The organism is Enterobacter sp. ECC_219_Taxon_10, from assembly GCF_058354905.1.
In genome coordinates this window covers 4164200-4184715 of sequence record NZ_CM178005.1, presented here as the reverse complement: position 1 = coordinate 4184715, position 20516 = coordinate 4164200, and the positions used below count along the sequence as shown (strand labels likewise).

Annotated in this window: 23 protein-coding genes and 1 tRNA gene; 12 read left to right on the top strand and 12 right to left on the bottom strand. The window is 57.1% G+C overall.

Annotation, left to right across the window (positions count from 1 at the left end; genetic code table 11):
• Positions 1-10 precede the first annotated feature (10 nt).
• From AC4ICF_RS19845 to AC4ICF_RS19800, 10 genes are all read left to right on the top strand, one after another.
• Positions 11-1663 (top strand): phage tail protein, encoded by a 1653-nt coding sequence (locus AC4ICF_RS19845; protein ID WP_439209977.1) that lies wholly within the window; start codon positions 11-13, stop codon positions 1661-1663.
• On the top strand, positions 1660-2181 hold the full coding sequence (locus AC4ICF_RS19840) for a tail fiber assembly protein (RefSeq protein ID WP_316379900.1): 522 nt from the start codon (positions 1660-1662) through the stop codon (positions 2179-2181). The genes AC4ICF_RS19845 and AC4ICF_RS19840 overlap by 4 nt, the downstream gene beginning before the upstream one ends.
• A gap of 124 nt (positions 2182-2305) precedes the next feature.
• Complete coding sequence (locus tag AC4ICF_RS19835; protein WP_316379901.1) at positions 2306-3493, top strand: phage tail sheath protein; 1188 nt, start codon at positions 2306-2308, stop codon at positions 3491-3493.
• 11 nt (positions 3494-3504) lie between these two features.
• Positions 3505-4023: a phage major tail tube protein gene (locus AC4ICF_RS19830; protein ID WP_233002778.1), complete on the top strand. Its 519-nt coding sequence runs from the start codon at positions 3505-3507 to the stop codon at positions 4021-4023.
• A 56-nt stretch (positions 4024-4079) separates the two neighbouring features.
• A complete protein-coding gene (locus tag AC4ICF_RS19825) occupies positions 4080-4382 on the top strand; it encodes a phage tail assembly protein (protein WP_316379902.1) in 303 nt (100 codons plus the stop codon).
• 32 nt (positions 4383-4414) lie between these two features.
• Positions 4415-4534 carry a GpE family phage tail protein gene (locus tag AC4ICF_RS19820; protein ID WP_041908052.1) on the top strand — a complete coding sequence of 40 codons (120 nt, stop codon included), beginning with the start codon at positions 4415-4417 and terminating at the stop codon, positions 4532-4534.
• A complete protein-coding gene (locus AC4ICF_RS19815) occupies positions 4527-6809 on the top strand; it encodes a phage tail tape measure protein (RefSeq protein ID WP_316379903.1) in 2283 nt (760 codons plus the stop codon). The genes AC4ICF_RS19820 and AC4ICF_RS19815 overlap by 8 nt, the downstream gene beginning before the upstream one ends.
• Positions 6810-6820: 11 nt before the next feature.
• Complete coding sequence (locus tag AC4ICF_RS19810) at positions 6821-7285, top strand: phage tail protein (RefSeq protein WP_316379904.1); 465 nt, start codon at positions 6821-6823, stop codon at positions 7283-7285.
• Entirely contained in the window at positions 7282-8430 is a 1149-nt protein-coding gene (locus tag AC4ICF_RS19805) for a phage late control D family protein (protein ID WP_316379905.1), read from the top strand. Before AC4ICF_RS19810 ends, AC4ICF_RS19805 begins: the two co-directional genes overlap by 4 nt.
• Before the next feature lie 66 nt (positions 8431-8496).
• A complete protein-coding gene (locus AC4ICF_RS19800) occupies positions 8497-8697 on the top strand; it encodes an ogr/Delta-like zinc finger family protein (RefSeq protein ID WP_316379906.1) in 201 nt (66 codons plus the stop codon).
• A gap of 83 nt (positions 8698-8780) precedes the next feature.
• Here AC4ICF_RS19800 and AC4ICF_RS19795 read toward each other — a convergent pair.
• Positions 8781-8856, bottom strand: a tRNA-Ile gene (locus tag AC4ICF_RS19795).
• 124 nt (positions 8857-8980) lie between these two features.
• Here AC4ICF_RS19795 and mug point away from each other — a divergent pair.
• The gene (gene mug / locus AC4ICF_RS19790) at positions 8981-9487 is read left to right on the top strand and encodes a G/U mismatch-specific DNA glycosylase (RefSeq protein ID WP_316379907.1); all 507 of its coding nucleotides are present in this window, start codon (positions 8981-8983) and stop codon (positions 9485-9487) included.
• Positions 9488-9589: 102 nt separating this feature from the next.
• Here mug and rpoD read toward each other — a convergent pair whose 3' ends face one another.
• From rpoD to rpsU, 3 genes are all read right to left on the bottom strand, one after another.
• Positions 9590-11434 (bottom strand): RNA polymerase sigma factor RpoD, encoded by a 1845-nt coding sequence (rpoD, locus tag AC4ICF_RS19785; protein WP_028014473.1) that lies wholly within the window; start codon positions 11432-11434, stop codon positions 9590-9592.
• A 165-nt stretch (positions 11435-11599) separates the two neighbouring features.
• The gene (gene dnaG, locus AC4ICF_RS19780; RefSeq protein ID WP_192982747.1) at positions 11600-13345 is read right to left on the bottom strand and encodes a DNA primase; all 1746 of its coding nucleotides are present in this window, start codon (positions 13343-13345) and stop codon (positions 11600-11602) included.
• A 115-nt stretch (positions 13346-13460) separates the two neighbouring features.
• Entirely contained in the window at positions 13461-13676 is a 216-nt protein-coding gene (rpsU, locus tag AC4ICF_RS19775) for a 30S ribosomal protein S21 (RefSeq protein WP_001144069.1), read from the bottom strand.
• 236 nt (positions 13677-13912) lie between these two features.
• On the opposite strand from rpsU, the gene tsaD reads away from it, so the two are divergent.
• Positions 13913-14926, top strand: coding sequence for a tRNA (adenosine(37)-N6)-threonylcarbamoyltransferase complex transferase subunit TsaD (gene tsaD / locus AC4ICF_RS19770; RefSeq protein ID WP_024906472.1), 1014 nt, complete (start codon positions 13913-13915; stop codon positions 14924-14926).
• Positions 14927-14968: 42 nt separating this feature from the next.
• On the opposite strand, the gene ureG is transcribed toward tsaD, so the two are convergent.
• The 8 genes from ureG to AC4ICF_RS19730 are packed head-to-tail and all read right to left on the bottom strand — an operon-like array spanning position 14969 to position 20454.
• Entirely contained in the window at positions 14969-15586 is a 618-nt protein-coding gene (gene ureG / locus AC4ICF_RS19765; protein ID WP_023298635.1) for an urease accessory protein UreG, read from the bottom strand.
• A 9-nt stretch (positions 15587-15595) separates the two neighbouring features.
• Positions 15596-16270 carry an urease accessory protein UreF gene (locus AC4ICF_RS19760; RefSeq protein ID WP_316379908.1) on the bottom strand — a complete coding sequence of 225 codons (675 nt, stop codon included), beginning with the start codon at positions 16268-16270 and terminating at the stop codon, positions 15596-15598.
• A complete protein-coding gene (locus tag AC4ICF_RS19755) occupies positions 16270-16809 on the bottom strand; it encodes a HupE/UreJ family protein (protein WP_316379909.1) in 540 nt (179 codons plus the stop codon). Before AC4ICF_RS19755 ends, AC4ICF_RS19760 begins: the two co-directional genes overlap by 1 nt.
• A gap of 9 nt (positions 16810-16818) precedes the next feature.
• Positions 16819-17283, bottom strand: coding sequence for an urease accessory protein UreE (ureE, locus tag AC4ICF_RS19750; protein ID WP_302220379.1), 465 nt, complete (start codon positions 17281-17283; stop codon positions 16819-16821).
• A 9-nt stretch (positions 17284-17292) separates the two neighbouring features.
• Positions 17293-18996 carry an urease subunit alpha gene (ureC, locus tag AC4ICF_RS19745; protein WP_316379910.1) on the bottom strand — a complete coding sequence of 568 codons (1704 nt, stop codon included), beginning with the start codon at positions 18994-18996 and terminating at the stop codon, positions 17293-17295.
• A complete protein-coding gene (locus AC4ICF_RS19740; RefSeq protein WP_316379911.1) occupies positions 18989-19303 on the bottom strand; it encodes an urease subunit beta in 315 nt (104 codons plus the stop codon). Before AC4ICF_RS19740 ends, ureC begins: the two co-directional genes overlap by 8 nt.
• Before the next feature lie 10 nt (positions 19304-19313).
• On the bottom strand, positions 19314-19616 hold the full coding sequence (locus AC4ICF_RS19735) for an urease subunit gamma (protein WP_316379912.1): 303 nt from the start codon (positions 19614-19616) through the stop codon (positions 19314-19316).
• Positions 19617-19626: 10 nt separating this feature from the next.
• The gene (locus AC4ICF_RS19730; RefSeq protein WP_233002787.1) at positions 19627-20454 is read right to left on the bottom strand and encodes an urease accessory protein UreD; all 828 of its coding nucleotides are present in this window, start codon (positions 20452-20454) and stop codon (positions 19627-19629) included.
• Between the last annotated feature and the right edge of the window lie 62 nt (positions 20455-20516).

Here is a 20516-nt window from a genome sequence, read left to right as displayed (position 1 = left end):
TGAGAGTACAATGACAGTGAAATATAAAACGGTTATCACCAAAGCCGGTGCCGAAAAACTGGCTGCAGCGACCGTCCCGAACGGCAAGAAAGTGAATTTTACGGCGATGGCGGTGGGTGACGGTGGGGGCACGTTGCCGGTGCCTGATGCCGGGCAGACGAAGCTGGTTAATGAAGTCTGGCGCCATGCGCTTAATAAAATCAGCCAGGATAATAAAAAGCAGAACTATGTGATCGCAGAACTTCTTATTCCTCCTGAAACCGGCGGTTTCTGGATGCGAGAGATGGGGCTCTATGATGACACGGGGACACTGATTGCCGTTGGGAACATGGCTGAAAGCTATAAGCCGTTGTTAGATGAGGGATCAGGGCGTGCGCAGACTGTGAGAATGGTGATCATGGTCAGCGATATCGCCTCGGTCGAGCTTACGATAGATACGTCTACGGTAATGGCAACCCAGGAGTACGTTGATGAGAAGCTTGAAGAGCATGAGCAGTCTCGTCGCCATCCTGATGCCACGCTGACGGCTAAAGGGTTTACTCAGCTTAGTAGTGTGACCGACAGTGAGTCTGAGTCGCTTGCGGCTACACCTAAGGCTGTGAAGACCGTCAATGATGACGTGACAAAGCTCAAAAACAGCTTGGGTACTGCCGCAGGTAAAAATGTTCAGGAAAGCCGCGACGACATCACACCGGGGCGCGTGCTGGTTAACGGTGGTGCGCTGGCGTTGAGAACGGTAGCCGCCAGAGCGGGTACGGCAATTGCCGATGCAAGCGCCCTCCCGGCTAACTCAGTGAGCTTCTGTTATGCCGATGCAGCATATTCACCGGGTTATGAGGCGACGATTCTTGATGTGGGCGGCCTTGGAGGCGATGGCTATCGTGTGCAGTATGCTGCGTCCTATGGCGACGGCGGAAAGCGGCTGAAATTCCGCACCTTAAATGCGGATAATGGCTATTGGGGGAGCTGGACGAACGTTATCACAAACTACGGCGGAAGCGTTGAGTATTTAAACAATGCATGTTATTACGCGACAAAGCCTGAATACTGGCAAGGCGGCGGGGCGTTTGCAAATCAATATATTGATGCCTCGGCTCCATTTTTTGTTCCTGGTTATACTACTCCTAAAGATATTTCGATGTATCTACCAATTGTAAAAGGAACATCTGCGACGAGTGGATATGGATTTGGTGCGTCAGTTAGTTTTGGAATATTACGTTCAGGAAGTGGTGATTTTGGTTCCGCTGTTATTCAAATTTTGGGTGATAGCGGAGCCGGGGCAATATATTCATTTAATGCTAATGGGAATTTAAATGTTCCCGGCCAGATTGGGACAGGGGGGAATATTGTCGCTGGTCAGGGGTTGTTTGAGTCAGGCGGTTTGGTCAGGGTTTATTCCAGTAATAATCCGCCGCCCCAGCAGGATTTGAGCCCTTATGCACGACAGGACTGGACGCTGCAATACTTTGTCCGGGATGTTGCCATGGGTGCGGAGGGGGCATTTACGATTGTAAAAAATGCCTGGCAGCGTGTGCCTCCTGGATGTGCTATGACAGGCTACAACTTTGAAGGTGATAACCCTGGCGGCGATACGATTTTTTACCGCCCAATTCAGAAATATATGTCTAATATCGGATGGATTACTGTAGGTCATACAGCATGATTACACTTAAAAATTTCGTTCAGTATGAACCAGAATTTAAAGATTTCTTGTTTAATGCTATATTTCTTCAGTCAGATGAGGGGCTTGACTGGTATTACCATATGTCACGCTTTCAGGCCGACACCTTAAAGATTTGCTACGACAAAAATAACATTATTCGCTCTTTCAGTAATCAGGTTGATCGCCTCTTTCCTCTTGGTATGTCAGTTTCCGAAGTTGATCCAACAGACGTGCCAGAAGGGCTGAATATACACGGTGAGTGGGTATGGAATGGCACTAAAATTATTCCACGCCAGCTCACCAATGAGGAGTTAATTCAACAGGCGCAAACAAGAAAAACTGAATTGCTTGCTGATGCTTCCGAGGCTATCGCTCCCCTCCAGGATGCCTTCGAGCTCGGCATTGCAACAGACGAGGAAGCTGCCAGGTTGTTACTCTGGAAGCGCTATCGGGTGATGCTAAACCGGCTGGATCTCAGCGTTTCACCAGAGATTGAATGGCCCGAACGCCCCGCCTGACCCCAAACCCTCCATCAGGAGGGTTTTTCGTTTGTTGTGCAATCCTTTCCCCAACCCCAATACGTCGCATCAATTGCGCGCTCCACAGACAATAGCCTCACCACTAAACGAAGGAGTTAACCGGATGGGCGACTATCACCACGGCGTGGAAGTTATCGAAATCAACGATGGCACCCGCACCATTTCCACCGTCTCGACGGCAATCATCGGCATGGTTTGTACGGCCAGCGATGCTGACGACAAGACATTTCCTTTAAACGAGCCTGTGCTCATTACCAACGTGCAAAGCGCGATTGCGAAAGCCGGCAAGGCGGGGACGCTGTCCGCTTCTCTGCAGGCGATCGCCGACCAGTGTAAACCGGTTGTCGTGGTTGTTCGCGTGGCTGAAGGCACTGCAGAGACCCCGGAAGAGGCACACAAACAGACCGTTTCCAACATCATCGGTACCACCGATGAAAACGGTAAATACACCGGTCTGAAGGCGCTTCTCACGGCGAAAACGGTGACCGGCGTTAAGCCACGCATTCTCGGCGTACCGGGGCTGGACTCTCAGGAAGTGGCAACCGCGCTGGCCGCCACGTGCCAGAGCCTGCGCGCGTTCGGCTATGTCAGCGCATGGGGTTGTAAAACCATTTCTGAGGCGATCAACTACCGCAAAAACTTCAGCCAGCGCGAGCTGATGGTTATCCACCCTGATTTTCTGGCGTGGGATACCACCACGAACGCGACGACAACGGCCTGGGCGACCGCCCGTGCGCTTGGCCTGCGCGCCAAAATCGACCAGACAATGGGCTGGCATAAAACCCTGTCAAACGTTGGCGTTAACGGCGTCACTGGCGTAAGTGCTTCTGTCTCCTGGGATCTGCAGGAACAGGCCACAGACGCGAACCTGCTCAACCAGGCTGGCGTCACCACGCTGATTCGCAACGACGGCTTCAAATTCTGGGGTAACCGCACCTGCTCAGACGATCCGTTATTCGTCTTTGAAAACTACACCCGTACCGCGCAGGTGCTGGCCGATACCATGGCTGAAGCGCACGCGTGGGCGATGGATAAACCCATCACGCCAACGCTTATCCGCGACATTGTCTCCGGTATTAATGCCAAGTTCCGCGAGCTGAAAACCAACGGCTATATCGTCGACGGCTCCTGCTGGTATGACCCTGAGTCGAACGACGCATCAACCCTGAAAGCGGGGAAACTGTATATCGATTATGACTACACCCCTGTCCCGCCGCTGGAAAATCTGACCCTGCGCCAGCGCATCACCGATACCTATCTGGCAGACCTGTCAGATTCAGTTAATAGCTAAGGAGCTGAAGCATGGCGTTACCACGCAAACTGAAATATCTGAATATGTTCAACGATGGCCTGAGCTACATGGGCGTTGTTGAGTCTGTCACCTTGCCGAAGCTTACCCGCAAGCTGGAGAAGTATCGCGGCGGCGGTATGCCCGGCTCGGTCTCTGTCGACCTCGGCCTGGACGATGATGCCCTGGCGCTGGAGTGGACCGTTGGCGGGCTGCCGGATGCCGCTCTGTGGGCGCAGTATGCCTCTCCGGGCGCGGACAGCGTGCCGCTGCGCTTTACCGGCTCTTATCAGCGCGATGACACCGGCGAAATTTCCGCCGTCGAAATCGTCATGCGTGGCCGTCATAAAGAGTTTGATGGCGGTGAAAACAAGCAGGGCGAGAGCGGCACCACCAAAATGTCCACCGAGTGCGCCTACTACCAGCTGACCATTGATGGCAAAGAGATCATTGAAATCGACATCATCAACATGGTGCTGAAAGTCGACGGCGTCGATCGCCTGGCAGAACACCGTAGGGCCATCGGCCTGTAACCCTTTAACCGGCCGGGATCGCCGGCCGGTAAGTTAACTTTCTGAAGAGTAACGAAATGGAAAATATCAACGAGATCGCCATGAACGAAAACCTACATATCGTCACGCTTGATAGCCCCGTTCAGCGCGGTGAGCAAAAAATTGAAAAGGTGACCGTTTCAAAACCGAATGCCGGGACCCTGCGAGGTGTATCGCTGGCGTCGCTGGCGCAATCTGACGTGGATGCGCTGATCAAGGTGCTGCCGCGAATGACCTCGCCAGCCCTGACCGAGCACGAGGTTGCGCGCCTGGATGCCTGCGATCTGCTCTCTTTTGCAGGCAAGGTGATCGGTTTTTTGTCACCGGCTTCGGCTCGCTGAAATTTCCTGAAAATCTATCGGTCGACGATCTGATGGCGGATATCGCGGTGATCTTTCACTGGCCGCCGTCAGAGCTGTACACCCTGAGCGTGACCGAACTCCTCTTATGGCGCGAAAAAGCGCTGCAGCGAAGCGGAAACCACCATGAGTAATAATGTCAGACTTCAGGAGCTGCTTAAGGCCGTTGACCGGGCAACCCGACCGCTTAACGCTCTCCATAACGCCAGCCTCACTCTCGCGAACGATATCCGCGATGCGCAGGCGGCGCTCGGGGCGTTCGATGAGCAGGCGGGGCGTATTAACGGCTTCAGGAAAGCAAACGGCCAGCTCGCCATGACGGAGCAGTCCCTTGCTCAGGCGAAACAGCAGGCCGCAGCGCTGGCGGTGCAGTTTAAAAACACGCAAAACCCCACCCAGGCACAGGCTGATGCGCTGTCCGCGGCCCGAAAATCGGCAGCCGATCTTAAGCTTGAGTACAACAGCTTACGCTATTCGGTACAGCGTCAGCGTGCTGAGCTCGCGCGGGCGGGGATAAACACGCGCACGCTCTCATCGGACGAGCGTCGTCTACGAACCAACATCGGCGAGAAAACGCAGCAGCTTAACCGGCAGCGGGATGCGCTGGCCCGCGTCAACCAGCAGCAGGAGCGGCTGAGTACCGTTCAGAACCGCTACGAGTCAGGCAAGCGCGCTGTCGCGCGGGTGCAGCAGCTGGCTAATGCGGGCGTGGGTATGGCAAAAGCGGGCTTTGACCAGACGTCCCGCTTTATGGCGCCTGGCATCAGCTTTGAAAAGCAGATGTCTGCCATTCAGGCAAACCTTGGTCTGGCGAAGGGGGATTCCCGGCTTGAGGCCATTCGCCAGCAGGCGCGGGAGGTCAGTGCCAGCACCGGAGTACCTGCAGATACGGTCCTCCGGGCACAAACCGAACTGACTCGTTCAGGCTATGATGCCGATGGGCTGCTTACGGCCACCGCGCCAACGGTCAACCTCAGCCTGGCGGGGAGTGTCGACGCGGCTAAAGCGGCCGATATTATCAGCAGCACGCAGGCCGCGTACAGCCTGGCCGATGCGGACGCGGGACGCATCGCAGATGTGCTTACGCGCGGTTCTACCTCTTCAAATACCAGCCTCGCTGAGATGGCGGCGGCCCTGAACGCCGCTGCGCCAGCTGCGGACGCCGCCGGTATGGGGCTTGAAGAGACAACGGCGCAGCTTGGCGTTTTGGCGGAAAAGGGGATGTACGGTGCTGCCGCCGGGGACGCGCTCAGCGCGATGTTGCGCCAGGTTCAGACTCCGGGTGCCATAAAAGCCGCGGGGGCGCTGGCTTCCGCTGCGGGTGATGGATCGCTTGATGAAAAACGCCGGCAGTTGCAGGGGGCAAAGGGCAGTACCGCGCTCGCGGCTTCCGTGCAGACCGATAATCTTGACGGTGATATCAACCGATTCCAGGCCGCGTGGAACGGGTTGAAGATTGATGTATTTGATAAAGCGGATGGCGCTCTGCGCAACCTGATAACAACCGCAACCGGCTGGCTCAGCACGGCCTCCCTTTGGGTGAATGCCAACCCTGAGCTGACGCAGACCCTCGCCAGCATTGTTGTCGGTGCGCAGGCGTTTGCTGGCGTACTGGGCGGCGTAGGAACGGTTATCGCCCCGGTTCTGACGGGCGTCAATATGGTTATTACCGCGGCCGGGATGTTGGGAACGGTATTCAGCGTGGTGGGCGGCGCCATCATGACGGTACTGGGTGCCCTTAGCTGGCCGGTGATTGCCCTGAGCGCGGCGATTGCTGCCGGTGCGTTACTGATTTTTAAATACTGGGAGCCCATCAGCGCCTTCTTTGGCGGGGTGATGGAAGGGCTTTCGACGGCCTTCGCACCGCTGGGGGCGCTGTTCTCACCGGTGATAACGGTATTTGATGCTATCTCGGAGAAGCTGGGCGGTATCTGGCAATGGTTCACCGACTTGATTACGCCTATCAAGGCGACGCAGGAAACGTTGGATGGCTGTAAAAATGCTGGCGTGATATTTGGGCAGGCGCTGGGCGATGCGTTAATGGCACCGCTTGATCTCTTTAACAGCCTGAGCGGCAAGGCCAGCTGGCTGCTGGAGAAGCTCGGTCTTATCAAAAACGAGTCGGGCGATCTCGACGCCGCTGCGGCAAAAGCAGAAGCGGCATCCTCCTCTCCTGCGGGCAGCTCTTATATTCCGGGTACGGGGACCTATGGCGGCTATCAGGGGTATCAGCCAACCATCGCCACAGGGGGACGCTCTTACGTCGATCAGAGTAAAAGCGAGTACAACATCACGCTGCAGGGGGGCACGGCCTCCGGAACGGATCTGACGCGTCAAATCCGGGAGGCAATAGAAAACAGTGAACGTGATAAAGCGAGACGGCAGCAATCCAGCTTTTTGTATGGTTGAGGAGAGAGAAAATGTTAATGGTGCTGGGTCTGTTTGTCTTTGAACGACGAACCTTACCGTATCAGACAATGCAGTTTACAAAGGACTACCGCTGGGCGTCCAACGTTCGCATCGGGAAGCCCAAAGCCTGGCAATATCTTGGCGAAGGTGAGACATCCTTTAACCTCACCGGAGTACTTTACCCGGAGCTCACGGGAGGGCGGCTTTCTCTTAAGGCGGTTGAGCTGATGGCGAATGAAGGACGGGCCTGGCCGTTGATAGATGGTACCGGCATCATTCACGGCATGTTTATCATTGAGAAAGTCACGCATACGCATTCGGATTTCTACAGCGATGGTACCGCGCGAAAAATTGAATTTTCCCTTTCGCTGAAACGCGTGGACGAATCGCTGATGAAGATGTTTGGCGATCTGAGAACGCAGGCTGAAGAGCTGGTGACGAGCGCACGTAATAGCATTGGAGGGCTGGTGGGATGATCGCCGAGATGAATATCCGGGCGGGCGGCAAAATCGCCCCTGATTTTATGCTTAAGCTTGACGATCGTGATATCACACAAAATTTCAGCCACCGCCTTATCAGTTTATCCATGACCGACAAACGTGGGCTGGAAGCCGATCAGCTGGATATTCAACTGGATGATTCCGACGGGCTGCTGGACTTGCCAGCCCGGGGGGCAAGGCTCTCCTTATGGCTGGGATGGGAGGGAACCCCGCTCGAGGAGAAAGGGGACTTTACGATAGATGCGATTGAATTCCGTGGCGCGCCGGACACGCTGACCATCCGGGGATGCAGCGCTGATTTTCGTGGAAAGCTAAACGTGCGGCGCGAACAGTCGTGGCATGACACGACGATTGGCGCGATAGTCGATACCATCGCTCAGCGTAACCAGTTGACCGCCAGCGTCGCGGCGGGGCTTGCATCCATCGCCATCTCTCATATTGACCAGTCTCAGGAGACTGACGCGACGTTTCTCTCTCGCCTTGCCGAACGTAATGGTGCATTTGTTTCAATCAAAGCCGGGAAGATTATCTTTATGAAAGCGGGCCAGGCCGTGACGGCCAGCGGCACCCCGCTTTCCTTAATGGTGATTGAGCGTGGGGATGGCGATAAGCACCTTTTTTCCGTAGCTGACCGTGAAAATTATTCCGGCGTAACGGCCAAATGGCTGCAAACGCGCGATCCCAAACAACAAAATCCTCAATTGAGTATTTCTCGTCAGCCCGGAGGACAGCCGGCAGAAGCACTGCAGCACCCGGATGCCGCTGCGCCGGGAGCCGGTGGCGCGGAGCAGAAGCCGCAAGAGAGGCTGGTGGGATCGGCGGAGAACGTGTTTGAGCTCACTACGGTATATGCCTCTGAAGAGCAGGCGCTCAGGGCTGCGGAGGCGAAGTGGCGCGCGCTTCAGCGGGGAACCGTGAAGTTTTCCATCCAGCTTGCGCTGGGACGCGCCGATCTGTTCCCTGAAACGCCGGTGCGGGTAAACGGTTTTAAACGCGTCATTGACGAGCAGGCGTGGATCATCAGCGAGGTGGTTCATACCCTGAGCGGGAGTGGATTTACCACGCAGCTGAACCTTGAGCTGAACGTCATCGACGAAAAATTTTCTGTGGATAGTGAGTAATGCAGTTGCTATTGGTTTTATTTTGGGTATTATTGATTCACAAATAGTGAATCAAACGGAGGGTATATGTTTCATTGTCCTAAGTGCAAGCATTCTGCGCATGCGCGTACCAGTCGCTACTTAAGTGAAAACACCAAAGAGCGCTATCATCAGTGCACCAATGTGGACTGCAGCTGTACGTTCGTGACGATGGAATCCGTGGAGCGTCTGATTGCAACTCCTGGCGCCTCTGAACGTGTCCGAATGGCTTCGATGAGCCACGGTTAACGGCGGTACCACCGGCTCATAAAAAACCAATAAAAAAGCCACTCAATCGAGTGGCTTAATTCTATGATTCTACAGCTAAAATTTGGTGGCCCCTGCTGGACTTGAACCAGCGACCAAGCGATTATGAGTCGCCTGCTCTAACCACTGAGCTAAGGGGCCGTGGCGGTGAATTATAAAGTAACTCCCCGCAGCAATCCAGCCATTCACACCTGCCTGCTGTTTTTATAAACAACGCATTATCAATCCTTTATACTTCCATAACGACGTATCAGTGGGAGTAAAGATGATCAACGACATTCTGGCCCCTGGCCTGCGGGTGGTATTTTGCGGAATCAACCCGGGAAAGTCCTCGGCGCACACCGGCTTTCACTTTGCCCACCCGGGAAATCGCTTCTGGAAGGTGATCTACCAGGCCGGGTTTACCGACAGGTTACTCAAGCCGGAAGAGGAGCTGCATTTGCTGGATACGCGCTGCGGAATTACCATGTTGGTCGAGCGGCCGACGGTACAGGCAAGCGAGGTCAACCTGCATGAACTGCGCAGCGGCGGGCGGGAGCTGGTGAAGAAGATTGAAGACTACCAGCCGGCCGCGCTGGCGATCCTCGGCAAGCAGGCCTACGAGCAGGCGTTTAGCCAGCGTGGAACGAAGTGGGGCAAGCAGAGCATCATGATTGGCGTTACGCAGGTGTGGGTGCTGCCGAACCCGAGCGGGCTCAACAGGGCGACGCTGGATAAGCTGGTGGAGGCGTATCGGGAACTGGATGAGGCACTGATGGTGCGGGGGCTTTAGCTCCTCTGCGGCCTGATACTCTCACCCTGGCCCTCTCCCACGGGGAGAGGGAATAAACAAAAAAAAGCTCCCGATTGGGAGCTTTTTCACTGTCAGGACAGATTAGTCGTCCAGGAAGCTACGCAGCACTTCAGAGCGGCTTGGATGACGCAGCTTACGCAGCGCCTTCGCTTCGATCTGACGGATACGTTCGCGGGTAACGTCGAACTGTTTACCCACTTCTTCCAGCGTGTGGTCGGTATTCATATCGATGCCGAAACGCATACGCAGAACTTTTGCTTCACGGGCGGTCAGGCCAGCCAGAACGTCGTGCGTCGCGGCACGCAGGCTCTCGGTGGTCGCAGAGTCCAGCGGCAGCTCGAGGGTGGTATCCTCGATGAAATCACCCAGATGCGAATCTTCATCGTCACCGATTGGCGTTTCCATGGAGATTGGCTCTTTGGCGATCTTCAGCACTTTACGGATCTTGTCTTCCGGCATCAGCATGCGCTCGGCCAGCTCTTCCGGCGTCGGCTCGCGGCCCATCTCCTGCAGCATCTGACGGGAGATACGGTTGAGCTTGTTGATGGTCTCAATCATATGCACCGGAATACGGATGGTGCGCGCCTGGTCTGCGATAGAGCGGGTAATCGCCTGACGGATCCACCATGTCGCGTAAGTAGAGAACTTGTAACCACGACGGTATTCAAACTTATCTACCGCTTTCATCAGACCGATGTTGCCTTCCTGAATCAGATCCAGGAACTGCAGACCGCGGTTGGTATATTTCTTGGCGATAGAGATAACCAGACGTAAGTTCGCCTCAACCATCTCTTTCTTGGCCCGGCGGGCTTTCGCTTCACCGATGGACATGCGACGGTTGATGTCTTTAACCTGCTCGATGGTCAAGCCGGTCTCTTCTTCAATCTGCTGCAGCTTCTGCAGACCACGATAAACATCGTCCTTCACGTCGTGCAGTTTTTCAGACCACGGCTTGTTCATCGCGATAGCCGCGTTGAACCAGGTTTCGCTGGTTTCGTTGCCGGTGAAGAGGGTGATGAAGTTCTTCTTCGGCATTTTGCACTGCTCAACGCATAGCTTCATGATGATGCGTTCCTGGGTACGTACGCGATCCATCATCACGCGCATGCTGTTAACCAGGTAGTCGAACTGTTTTGGCACCAGGCGGAACTGTTTGAATACTTCAGACAGCTTCAGGATCTCTTCCTGAGCGGCGGCATGGCTGCGGCCTTTCGCTTTGATGGTGTCACGCGTCACTTCGTACTGGGTGCGCAGCTCGGCAAACTTCTCACGCGCCAGTTCCGGGTCGATGCTGTTATCATCGTCCGCGCTGTCGTCGTCTTCTTCCTCATCTTCGTCTTCGTCGTCATCCATCTCTTCCTGAGACAGTTCAGAACCGACATGAGTGGCGGTAGGCGCCATATCTTCTTCAGCGTTCGGGTCGACAAAACCGGTGATCAGGTCAGACAGGCGCGCTTCTTCCGCTTCAACGCGATCGTACTGCTCCAGCAGATAGGTGATCGCTTCCGGGTATTCGGCAACAGAGCACTGTACCTGGTTGATCCCGTCTTCGATGCGTTTTGCGATGTCAATTTCGCCTTCGCGGGTCAACAGTTCAACGGTACCCATTTCGCGCATGTACATGCGGACCGGGTCAGTGGTACGCCCGATTTCAGATTCCACGCTGGACAGTACCTGTGCAGCAGCTTCTTCCGCATCTTCGTCAGTGTTGTTGGAGGTTTCAGCCAGCAACAGATCATCGGCATCCGGTGCTTCTTCCATCACCTGAATGCCCATGTCATTGATCATTTGGATGATGTCTTCGATCTGGTCTGAATCGACGATATCTTCCGGCAGATGGTCATTGACCTCGGCATAGGTCAGATAGCCTTGCTCCTTACCGCGTTGGACAAGAAGTTTCAGCTGTGACTGCGGGTTTTGCTCCATAAGACGGTATCCACACTTAATTCGTTTGATTGGTGTCGGCGATGGGGCTGCCAACCTTTAAAGCGAGGGCGTACTTATATTTTTGCCGCTGCCTCTCAGTGCGGCTGCCGGGGGCTTCCCGATCGATATTCGGCACTTAAGCCGTTAAATACTGTTGTCTTTGACTTATTTCTTCGCCAGTTCCTGGTTAATCATCCAGAGCTCCCGGCGTTCTTCGCTGCTTAAGCCGTGCGTGCGCTCGCGAGCTATCAACTCTTCCTGGCGCAGCTCAAGCATCGAATCAAACATATGGTTGAGCGAGTCGGTGAACGTTTTTTCTGCAATGTCCTTATCAGCTATATCGTCCCACATCGACAATTTTTCAAGGGTAGCGGCCTCTTTTGTGCCGCGATAATGTTCTAAAAGTTGTCCGGTGGTCAGACCTGGTTGAGACAAACACGTGTTGACCAGTTCTGAAAATAAGCCAAGCCCGGGCAATTTTTCGTGGTTCAAACCCGCCAGCGACGGCACCTGCGGCGCGAGCTCGGGGTTTTGTACCAGCAACCCTATCAGTATACGCATGGTTGTGCGTTTTAGCTGAGGCGCGGGGCGAACCGTGCCGTTTTCAGCCTGTTTAGGCATTAAACGTTCAAGCTGGCTGTCATCCAGAATGCCGAGCTTGTTGCCTAACTCCTGACGCAGATAGATGCGCAGCGTTTCGCCGGGCACCTGGCTGATTAACGGCAGCGCCAGCGTACTGAGTTGCGCGCGCCCGTCAGGGGTACTCAAATCAACCTGCGGCATCAGGCTGTTAAACAAAAACGTGGAGAGCGGCTGAGCCTGCTCCATCCGCGCTTCAAACGCCGCTTTGCCCTCTTTACGCACCAGCGTATCCGGGTCTTCACCGTCGGGCAGGAACATAAAGCGTAGCTGACGCCCGTCGGTCATATACGGCAGCGCGGTTTCCAGCGCTCGCCAGGCGGCGTCGCGTCCAGCGCGGTCACCGTCGTAACAGCAGATGACGTTGTTGGTCACCCTGAACAGCAGTTGAATATGATCGGCGGTGGTGGACGTACCTAGCGACGCAACCGCGTAGTTGATGTCGTACTGCGCCAGCGCAACGACGTCCATATAGCCTTCGACGACCAGAAGACGCTGAGGTTCCGCGTTATCCTGCTGCGCCTCATAAAGACCGTAAAGCTGACGGCCCTTATGGAAAATATCGGTTTCCGGAGAGTTGAGGTATTTCGGCAGGGCATCACCCAGCACGCGACCACCAAAACCAATCACCCGGCCACGCTTGTCGCGGATCGGGAACATTACCCGTTCACGGAAGCGGTCGTAGCTTCGTCCCTGGTCGTTGGTGACCAGCATGCCTGCGTCGATGAGAGATTTACGATCTTCGCTATTGCCGCCAAAACGCTTTAACACGTTGTCCCAGCCGGGCGGGGCGTAACCAATAGCGAAACGCGCAATCACATCGTCGCTCAGTCCGCGCTTGTTCAGATACTGACGCGCAGGCTCAGCCGCAGAGTGCTTAAGAGACTGTTGGTAAAACGAATTCAGGCCATCCATCAGTTGATACAGCGTTTGCCGTTGATGGCGCTCGATCTGACTTGGCCCACTGCCTGCTTCATACGGCACTTCAAGGTTATGCATCGCCGCCAGCTCTTCGACGGTTTCAACGAACTCGAGCTTGTCGTAGTTCATTAAAAAATCGACGGCATTACCGTGTGCGCCACAGCCGAAGCAATGGTAAAACTGCTTTTCACCGTTTACGGTGAAGGAGGGGGTTTTTTCGTTATGGAACGGACAGCACGCATGGTAGTTCTTGCCCTGCTTTTTCAGCTTTACCCGCGCGTCGATGAGATCGACGATGTCGGTTCTGGCGAGCAGGTCATTGATGAAAACGCGTGGGATTCTTCCGGCCATATGCCCCAAAAATTTAAGCGACTTATAAACGAAAACAAGCCGCGCATTCCTTCCGGAAGCACGGCCTTACGACTACTACTCTGTCTGTCAATTGAGGGCGTTGACCCTCAAGAGATTAGTACAGACGAGTACGGCGTGCGTTTTCGCGAGCCAGTTTCTTCGCGTGACGTTTCACAGCGGAAGCTTTAGCGCGCTTACGTTCGGTCGTTGGTTTTTCATAAAACTCACGACGACGAACTTCAGCCAGAACACCTGCTTTCTCGCATGAACGTTTGAAGCGACGCAGTGCTACGTCGAACGGCTCGTTTTCACGTACTTTAATTACCGGCATGTAACTCTCACCTTTAATAAATTCGGTTTGCCGCTGGCATCAACGCCAGCTTATTTCAAAATGGTGCGGAATTTTACTGCAAATGCTGCTGCTTTGTAAAGCACCGATGCGATTTTGAAAGGGACTTTAATAAGGGTGAAGAGTATACACGAGCCTTCCTCCTGGGGCGAACAAAGTTTTACATCAACCCGCCCAGGCTCTACACTGCGCGGTATTGAAACGAGGTAAAACAAGTCATGCGTGTACTGGGTATTGAAACATCCTGCGATGAAACCGGCATCGCCATTTACGACGACGAAAAAGGGCTTCTGGCCAACCAGCTGTATAGTCAGGTGAAATTGCACGCTGACTACGGCGGCGTCGTGCCGGAACTGGCCTCTCGTGACCACGTGCGTAAAACGGTTCCCCTGATTCAGGCGGCGCTGAAAGAGGCCGGATTAAGCTCAACCGATATTGACGCCGTGGCCTATACCGCGGGGCCGGGCCTGGTCGGCGCGCTGCTGGTTGGCGCGACGGTTGGCCGGTCGCTGGCCTTCGCGTGGGATGTTCCGGCCATTCCGGTTCACCATATGGAAGGGCACCTTCTGGCACCTATGCTGGAAGAAAATCCGCCTGAATTCCCGTTTGTGGCGCTGCTGGTCTCGGGTGGGCATACCCAGTTGATTAGCGTAACGGGCATTGGCAAGTACGAGCTGCTGGGCGAGTCGATCGACGATGCCGCCGGTGAAGCCTTCGACAAAACCGCCAAGCTGCTGGGTCTCGATTACCCGGGCGGCCCGATGCTCTCGAAAATGGCGTCACAGGGAACGGAAGGGCGCTTTGTCTTCCCGCGTCCGATGACCGACCGTCCGGGGCTGGATTTCAGCTTCTCCGGGCTGAAAACCTTCGCGGCGAATACCATCCGTAATAACGACGACAGCGAGCAGACCCGCGCCGATATCGCCCGCGCGTTTGAAGATGCGGTGGTGGACACGCTGATGATCAAGTGCAAGCGCGCGCTGGATCAGACCGGCTTTAAGCGTCTGGTGATGGCGGGCGGCGTCAGCGCCAACCGCACGCTGCGCGCGAAGCTCGCCGAGATGATGCAAAAGCGCCGCGGGGAAGTGTTCTACGCGCGTCCGGAATTCTGTACCGATAACGGTGCGATGATCGCTTACGCCGGAATGGTGCGCCTGAATGCGGGTGCAACGTCCGACCTGAGCGTGTCCGTGCGTCCGCGCTGGCCGCTGGCGGAACTGCCGGAGGCGTAATCCCCCTGACCCTCTCCCCACAGGGGAGAGGGAAATTTACAACTACATCCGCAGCATCCCTTTCTCTTCCAGAAACGCAATAATCGTCGCTAAACCGTCTCCCGCTTTAAGATTGGTAAACGTCCAGGGACGCTCGCCGCGCATGCGGTTAGTATCGCGCTCCATCACCTCCAGCGACGCCCCCACGTAAGGCGCGAGGTCGGTTTTGTTTATCACCAAAAAGTCGGATTTGGTGATCCCCGGTCCGCCCTTGCGCGGAATTTTTTCCCCTTCGGCAACGTCGATCACATAGATGGTCAGATCCGCCAGCTCCGGGCTGAAGGTGGCGCTCAGGTTATCGCCGCCGCTTTCAACGAAGATCAGATCCAGATTGCCGAACTTCTCGCTTAACGCTTCCACCGCCGCCAGGTTCATTGAGGCATCTTCGCGGATGGCAGTATGCGGACAGCCGCCCGTCTCCACGCCCACGATGCGCTCCGGCTCCAGCGCGCCCGCCTCGGTGAGGATGCGCTGATCCTCTTTGGTGTAGATATCGTTGGTCACCACCGCCAGGTGATACGTGTCGCGCATTGCCTTGCAGAGCGCTTCCAGCAGCGCGGTTTTTCCCGACCCTACCGGGCCACCCACGCCCACGCGCAGGGGATGTTTGTAATCAGCCATGTTGACTCCTCAGGAACGGAATAGTCGTGAATATTGGGTTTCGTGGCGCGCGGAGGCGATGGCGGAGAGCGGCGTTGCTGCCCCCAGCGCATCGTCGCGACGTAAAAATGCCTGTTCAAAACCAGCGGCGTAGTGGTCGCTCAGCTCGATAATCAGCTGCTGCGCGGCCTGTTGCCCAAACGGCACCAGCTTAACGCCCGCCATCACCGCGCTCTCTATCCAGCTGTAGCCGAGGCTCAGTGCCAGCTCATGCGCGCCAATGCCCCAGCGAACGCCAAGCCACGCCATGCCGCAGAGCTGGCTCTGCATAAACAGCGGCAGCCACTCTGCCGGGCAGTCCGGCTCCCAGCTTTTAACCAGCCGGGTAAAGGCCGCCCCGCGGTTGCGCTCCTCTTCGCGGAGCTCGCGCGTTTCCCGGCAGGCGAGAAGGTATGCCGTCCAGCGTTTTGCACTTGTAAGATCGCTACGCTCACAGGTCTGATAAAGACGGATAAACAGCGGCAGATCGACGCAGAAAAAGCTCTGCTCCATCTGCTGAATTTGCCAGCGTTTAAAGGCCCCGGCGTCGGTTACCCAGCCCGCCTCAACGGCCCACTCCAGTCCCTGTGACCAGGTAAACGACCCGACCGGCAGGCTGCTGCTGGAGAGCTGCATCAGGCGTAGCCTCTGGCGGGCGTGCTCCATCAGCTCATCAGCGCCAGCAGGGCGGAGACGATCAGCCCGCCGCCGAAGGTTTTACGCAGGCTGTCGTGACGGCGAAGCAGCAGCCCTGCGGCGAAACTGGCGCACAGCACCGTGGCGCTGGCGAACATAAAGCCGCTGGTGAAGAGCCAGAAGTTGTGGCCGGACATCTCCACGCCGTGCGCCCAGCCGTGGAACATCGCCAGGGCAGGCACCGCCAGCAGCAGACGGTTTTCAGTTTTAAACATCATCACGCCGGATACCGCCAGCGAGGCGATAATCAGCATCTCCATGCCGCTGAAGCCGCCGAGCAGGTTGCCCGCAATGGCGCCAACGAGCATCATGCCGAGGGTGGCAAACGGCAGCAGGAGCTTGCGGCCGCTCAGCGCCGAGAGCACGCCGGCGCCTGCCAGCATCAGCAGGTGATCTAGCCCGGTTAGCGGGTGGAGAAAGCCGGCCTGAAAGCTGTCGGCACCGTGGCCGGGATGGGCGAGCGCCGGTACGGAAACGGCCAGCAGAAACAGCGGTAAATACTTGCGCATGAGGAGTCCTTAATGTGAATGAGCGTGAGAATGGCTGTGGCTGTGGGCATCGCTGGCGTACGCGCCCGCTTCCGGTTCAAATGGCAGGCTGGCGTAGGTTACGTCCAGCCCGAACTGGCGCAGCATGTTGTCGAGAACGTGGTCGTGGTGATAGCGCAGCTCGCCGGGCATGACCTGCAGCGGCACGTGGCGGTTGCCCAGGTGGTAGCAGGCGCGGGCCAGCAGGAACGGGTCGGTGCAGCGCACCACGGAGACGGACTCAGCCGCTGCGATCACTTCGATCACCTCACTGCCGTCGTCGGTGGTCAGCAGATCGCCCCCGCGCAGCAGCAGGCCGCGCGGCAGCATCAGCCCGGCTTCGCGCCCGTCGTTCAGCGATACGCGTGCACGGCTTTTCACCCGCACGTCAATCGGCAGCGTGACGCTGGCGGTGATCGGGTGCGCGTGGTCCAGGCGTTGGGTTAAATAGATCATCATCACTCCTCAAAACAGGAAATAGCGTTGCGCCATCGGCAGAACGTCGGCCGGTTCGCTGGTTATCAGTTCGCCGTCGACGCGCACCTCATAGGTTTGTGAGTCGACGGTGATGTTCGGCTGTAAACCGTTGTGGATCATGTCCGCCTTTTTCACCGTCCGGCAGCCTTTCACCACCGCGGTGGCGCTCTGCAGGTTGAGCTGCTGCGGGATGCCGTTCTCACTGGCGGCCTGCGAGATAAACGTCAGCCGTGTGGCGTGGCGCGCGGCGCCCAGCGATCCAAACATCGGACGGTAATGCACCGGCTGCGGAGTAGGGATCGAGGCGTTGATATCACCCATTGGCGCACAGGCTATCATCCCGCCCTTGACGATGGTGGCGGGCTTGACGCCGAAGAACACCGGGGACCAGACCACCAGATCCGCCAGCTTGCCCGCCTCAATCGAACCGACTTCGTGGGCGATGCCGTGGGTGAGCGCCGGGTTAATGGTGTACTTGGCGACATAGCGCTTCACGCGGAAGTTATCGTTCTCGCCCGTCTCTTCCGGCAGCGCGCCGCGCTGGACCTTCATGCGGTGCGCCACCTGCCAGGTGCGGATAATCACTTCCCCGACGCGGCCCATGGCCTGCGAATCTGACGAGGTGAGCGAGAACGCGCCGATGTCGTGCAGCACGTCTTCAGCGGCGATGGTTTCCCGGCGAATGCGCGATTCGGCAAACGCCACGTCCTCGGCGATATCCGGATCGAGGTGATGGCAGACCATCAGCATGTCGAGATGCTCGTCGATGGTGTTCACCGTGTAGGGCAGGGTCGGGTTGGTGGAGGAGGGCAGAATATTCGGGTGCGCGCAGGCGGTGATAATATCCGGCGCGTGACCGCCACCCGCGCCTTCGGTGTGGAAGGTGTGGATGGTGCGCCCGGCGATAGCTGCCAGCGTGTCTTCGACAAACCCGGACTCGTTCAGCGTGTCGCTGTGCAGCGCCACCTGAATATCCATTTCTTCCGCGACTTCCAGCGAGCAGTTGATCGCCGCAGGCGTCGCGCCCCAGTCTTCGTGGATCTTCAGCCCGATGGCGCCCGCGGCAATCTGCTCGCGCAGGGCCTCCGGGTTGGAGCCGTTACCTTTGCCGAGCAGGCCGATATTCACCGGCAGCGTATCGGCGGCCTGCAGCATGCGGGCGATATACCACGGCCCCGGCGTGCAGGTGGTGGCGTTGGTGCCCGCCGCCGGTCCGGTGCCGCCGCCGATCATGGTGGTGACGCCGGAGACCAGCGCCTCTTCCGCCTGCTGCGGGCAGATCCAGTGGATGTGGGTGTCGATCCCGCCGGCGGTGACGATCTTCCCCTCGGCGGCAATCACTTCCGTCGCCGCGCCAATCGGGATCGTCACGCCAGGCTGAATGTCCGGGTTCCCGGCTTTACCGACGGCAAAGATCCTTCCGTTCTTCACGCCGATATCGGCCTTCACGATCCCCCAGTGATCGACGATCAGCGCATTGGTGAGAACCAGATCCACGCAGCCGTCCGCGGTCATCTGTCCCTGGCCCATGCCGTCGCGGATCACCTTCCCGCCGCCGAACTTGACCTCTTCGCCGTAGACCGTGAAATCGTCCTCCACTTCGATCCACAGTTCGCTGTCTGCAAGCCGGACCTTATCACCGGTGGTGGGGCCGAACATGTCGGCATAGGCCTGGCGTGAAATGTCAGCCATGTTTCACCTCGCCCATCACCTCGCCGCGAAAGCCAAAAATGCGCTGCGCGCCCGTCACCTGAACCAGTGTCACTTCCCGCCTCTGGCCGGGTTCGAAGCGCACGGCAGTGCCCGCCGGGATGTTCAGCCGATAGCCTCTGGTGGTTTCCCGGTCAAACTTCAGCGCCGGGTTGACCTCGTAAAAGTGGTAGTGCGAGCCGACCTGGATCGGCCTGTCGCCGTGGTTTTCGACAATCACGCTTTGGGTTTCTCGCCCGACATTGATCGCAATAGTGCCGGGCTGGATCTGATATTCACCTGGGATCATCACGCGCTCCTTAGACGATCGGGTTGTGGACGGTGACGAGCTTGGAACCGTCCGGGAAGGTGGCTTCCACCTGAATATCCGGGATCATTTCCGGGACGCCCTCCATCACCTGATCGCGCCTCAGGACGTGGCGGCCCGCCTCCATCAGCGAGGCGACGGTTTCGCCATCGCGGGCGCCTTCCATAATGAAGACGCTGATCAGCGCGACCGATTCCGGGTAGTTGAGCTTTACCCCGCGCGCGAGGCGGCGTTCGGCAACCAGCGCGGCGGTGAACAGCAACAGCTTGTCTTTTTCTCTGGGAGTCAGTTCCATAACGTTTCTCTTATGTCTGCCAGATGCGCGGCGAACAGGCGGTTTTGGTTGTGAGAAGCGGGCGAAGCGACTGCCAGATGTCGCGCATCACCCGCTGGCAAATCAGGTTGTCGTGGGAGAGAAAACGCACCGACAGCAGGTCATCGGTAAGCGTTGCCCCGGCATAATTTTCCAGCGGGGCGAGCAGCGCGCGCACCGTGTCGAGATGTTCTTCCCGGGCCGGATAGAACAGCAGCGTGCCGATCCACGGATGCCCGCCGACGGGCGTGAGATCGCCGTTGCTAAGATGCTGGCGCTCAATCAGGCGCGGCTCGTCGTCGACCCAGATTTCAAGGCGGCTCTCCATCGTGCCGTGGCTGAAGGTCTCACCGATAACCGGGCGACCCAGACAGTACAGCTCCCACGCCAGCAGCGTGCTGGAGGCCTTCAGATGAAAAACGGAGCGCAGCGCGGCGTTCGCGCCGGGGAAGATAATGGTGTCCTGCGGCAGCCACTCCAGCGTGGCGTCGTTATCAAGGTAAAAGTGCTGGCTCAGACGCGCCTGCGGGCCGCGGCTGCGGTAGAACTTGCTGGCGCCGGGCATGGTGATAAGCGCGTGGCTTTTGGCATCGAGCCGAACGGAAATGTCCAGCGTATCGCCCCCCACGACGCCGCCGGGCGGGTGCAGCAGGTAAAGGTGGCACGTTTCCCCTTCAGGGTAAAACGGTCGCTGAACCGTAAGCGGCCCGACGTGGTGAGCGGAGTGCAGGAGGGTTTTCTCAGGGGCGTGACAAAACTGCAGGGCAAGCGACGCCTGCCAGCCTTTATACGTATTATCAGTGACCTGAGCTGCTAACATGCTGCATCCATCTGCTCACCATCGGGGTCGTTTCAGTATGCCCTGGCGGAAATGAAGGCTGT

Excerpts from the sequence above, each read along its gene's own strand:
- AC4ICF_RS19845 (WP_439209977.1), top strand. The coding sequence starts at position 11 with ATGACAGTGAAATATAAAACGGTTATCACCAAAGCCGGTGCCGAAAAA.
- AC4ICF_RS19840 (WP_316379900.1), top strand. The coding sequence starts at position 1,660 with ATGATTACACTTAAAAATTTCGTTCAGTATGAACCAGAATTTAAAGAT.
- AC4ICF_RS19835 (WP_316379901.1), top strand. The coding sequence starts at position 2,306 with ATGGGCGACTATCACCACGGCGTGGAAGTTATCGAAATCAACGATGGC.
- AC4ICF_RS19830 (WP_233002778.1), top strand. The coding sequence starts at position 3,505 with ATGGCGTTACCACGCAAACTGAAATATCTGAATATGTTCAACGATGGC.
- AC4ICF_RS19825 (WP_316379902.1), top strand. The coding sequence starts at position 4,080 with ATGGAAAATATCAACGAGATCGCCATGAACGAAAACCTACATATCGTC.
- AC4ICF_RS19820 (WP_041908052.1), top strand. The coding sequence starts at position 4,415 with ATGGCGGATATCGCGGTGATCTTTCACTGGCCGCCGTCAGAGCTGTAC.
- AC4ICF_RS19815 (WP_316379903.1), top strand. The coding sequence starts at position 4,527 with ATGAGTAATAATGTCAGACTTCAGGAGCTGCTTAAGGCCGTTGACCGG.
- AC4ICF_RS19810 (WP_316379904.1), top strand. The coding sequence starts at position 6,821 with ATGTTAATGGTGCTGGGTCTGTTTGTCTTTGAACGACGAACCTTACCG.
- AC4ICF_RS19805 (WP_316379905.1), top strand. The coding sequence starts at position 7,282 with ATGATCGCCGAGATGAATATCCGGGCGGGCGGCAAAATCGCCCCTGAT.
- AC4ICF_RS19800 (WP_316379906.1), top strand. The coding sequence starts at position 8,497 with ATGTTTCATTGTCCTAAGTGCAAGCATTCTGCGCATGCGCGTACCAGT.
- mug (WP_316379907.1), top strand. The coding sequence starts at position 8,981 with ATGATCAACGACATTCTGGCCCCTGGCCTGCGGGTGGTATTTTGCGGA.
- rpoD (WP_028014473.1), bottom strand. The coding sequence starts at position 11,434 with ATGGAGCAAAACCCGCAGTCACAGCTGAAACTTCTTGTCCAACGCGGT.
- dnaG (WP_192982747.1), bottom strand. The coding sequence starts at position 13,345 with ATGGCCGGAAGAATCCCACGCGTTTTCATCAATGACCTGCTCGCCAGA.
- rpsU (WP_001144069.1), bottom strand. The coding sequence starts at position 13,676 with ATGCCGGTAATTAAAGTACGTGAAAACGAGCCGTTCGACGTAGCACTG.
- tsaD (WP_024906472.1), top strand. The coding sequence starts at position 13,913 with ATGCGTGTACTGGGTATTGAAACATCCTGCGATGAAACCGGCATCGCC.
- ureG (WP_023298635.1), bottom strand. The coding sequence starts at position 15,586 with ATGGCTGATTACAAACATCCCCTGCGCGTGGGCGTGGGTGGCCCGGTA.
- AC4ICF_RS19760 (WP_316379908.1), bottom strand. The coding sequence starts at position 16,270 with ATGGAGCACGCCCGCCAGAGGCTACGCCTGATGCAGCTCTCCAGCAGC.
- AC4ICF_RS19755 (WP_316379909.1), bottom strand. The coding sequence starts at position 16,809 with ATGCGCAAGTATTTACCGCTGTTTCTGCTGGCCGTTTCCGTACCGGCG.
- ureE (WP_302220379.1), bottom strand. The coding sequence starts at position 17,283 with ATGATCTATTTAACCCAACGCCTGGACCACGCGCACCCGATCACCGCC.
- ureC (WP_316379910.1), bottom strand. The coding sequence starts at position 18,996 with ATGGCTGACATTTCACGCCAGGCCTATGCCGACATGTTCGGCCCCACC.
- AC4ICF_RS19740 (WP_316379911.1), bottom strand. The coding sequence starts at position 19,303 with ATGATCCCAGGTGAATATCAGATCCAGCCCGGCACTATTGCGATCAAT.
- AC4ICF_RS19735 (WP_316379912.1), bottom strand. The coding sequence starts at position 19,616 with ATGGAACTGACTCCCAGAGAAAAAGACAAGCTGTTGCTGTTCACCGCC.
- AC4ICF_RS19730 (WP_233002787.1), bottom strand. The coding sequence starts at position 20,454 with ATGTTAGCAGCTCAGGTCACTGATAATACGTATAAAGGCTGGCAGGCG.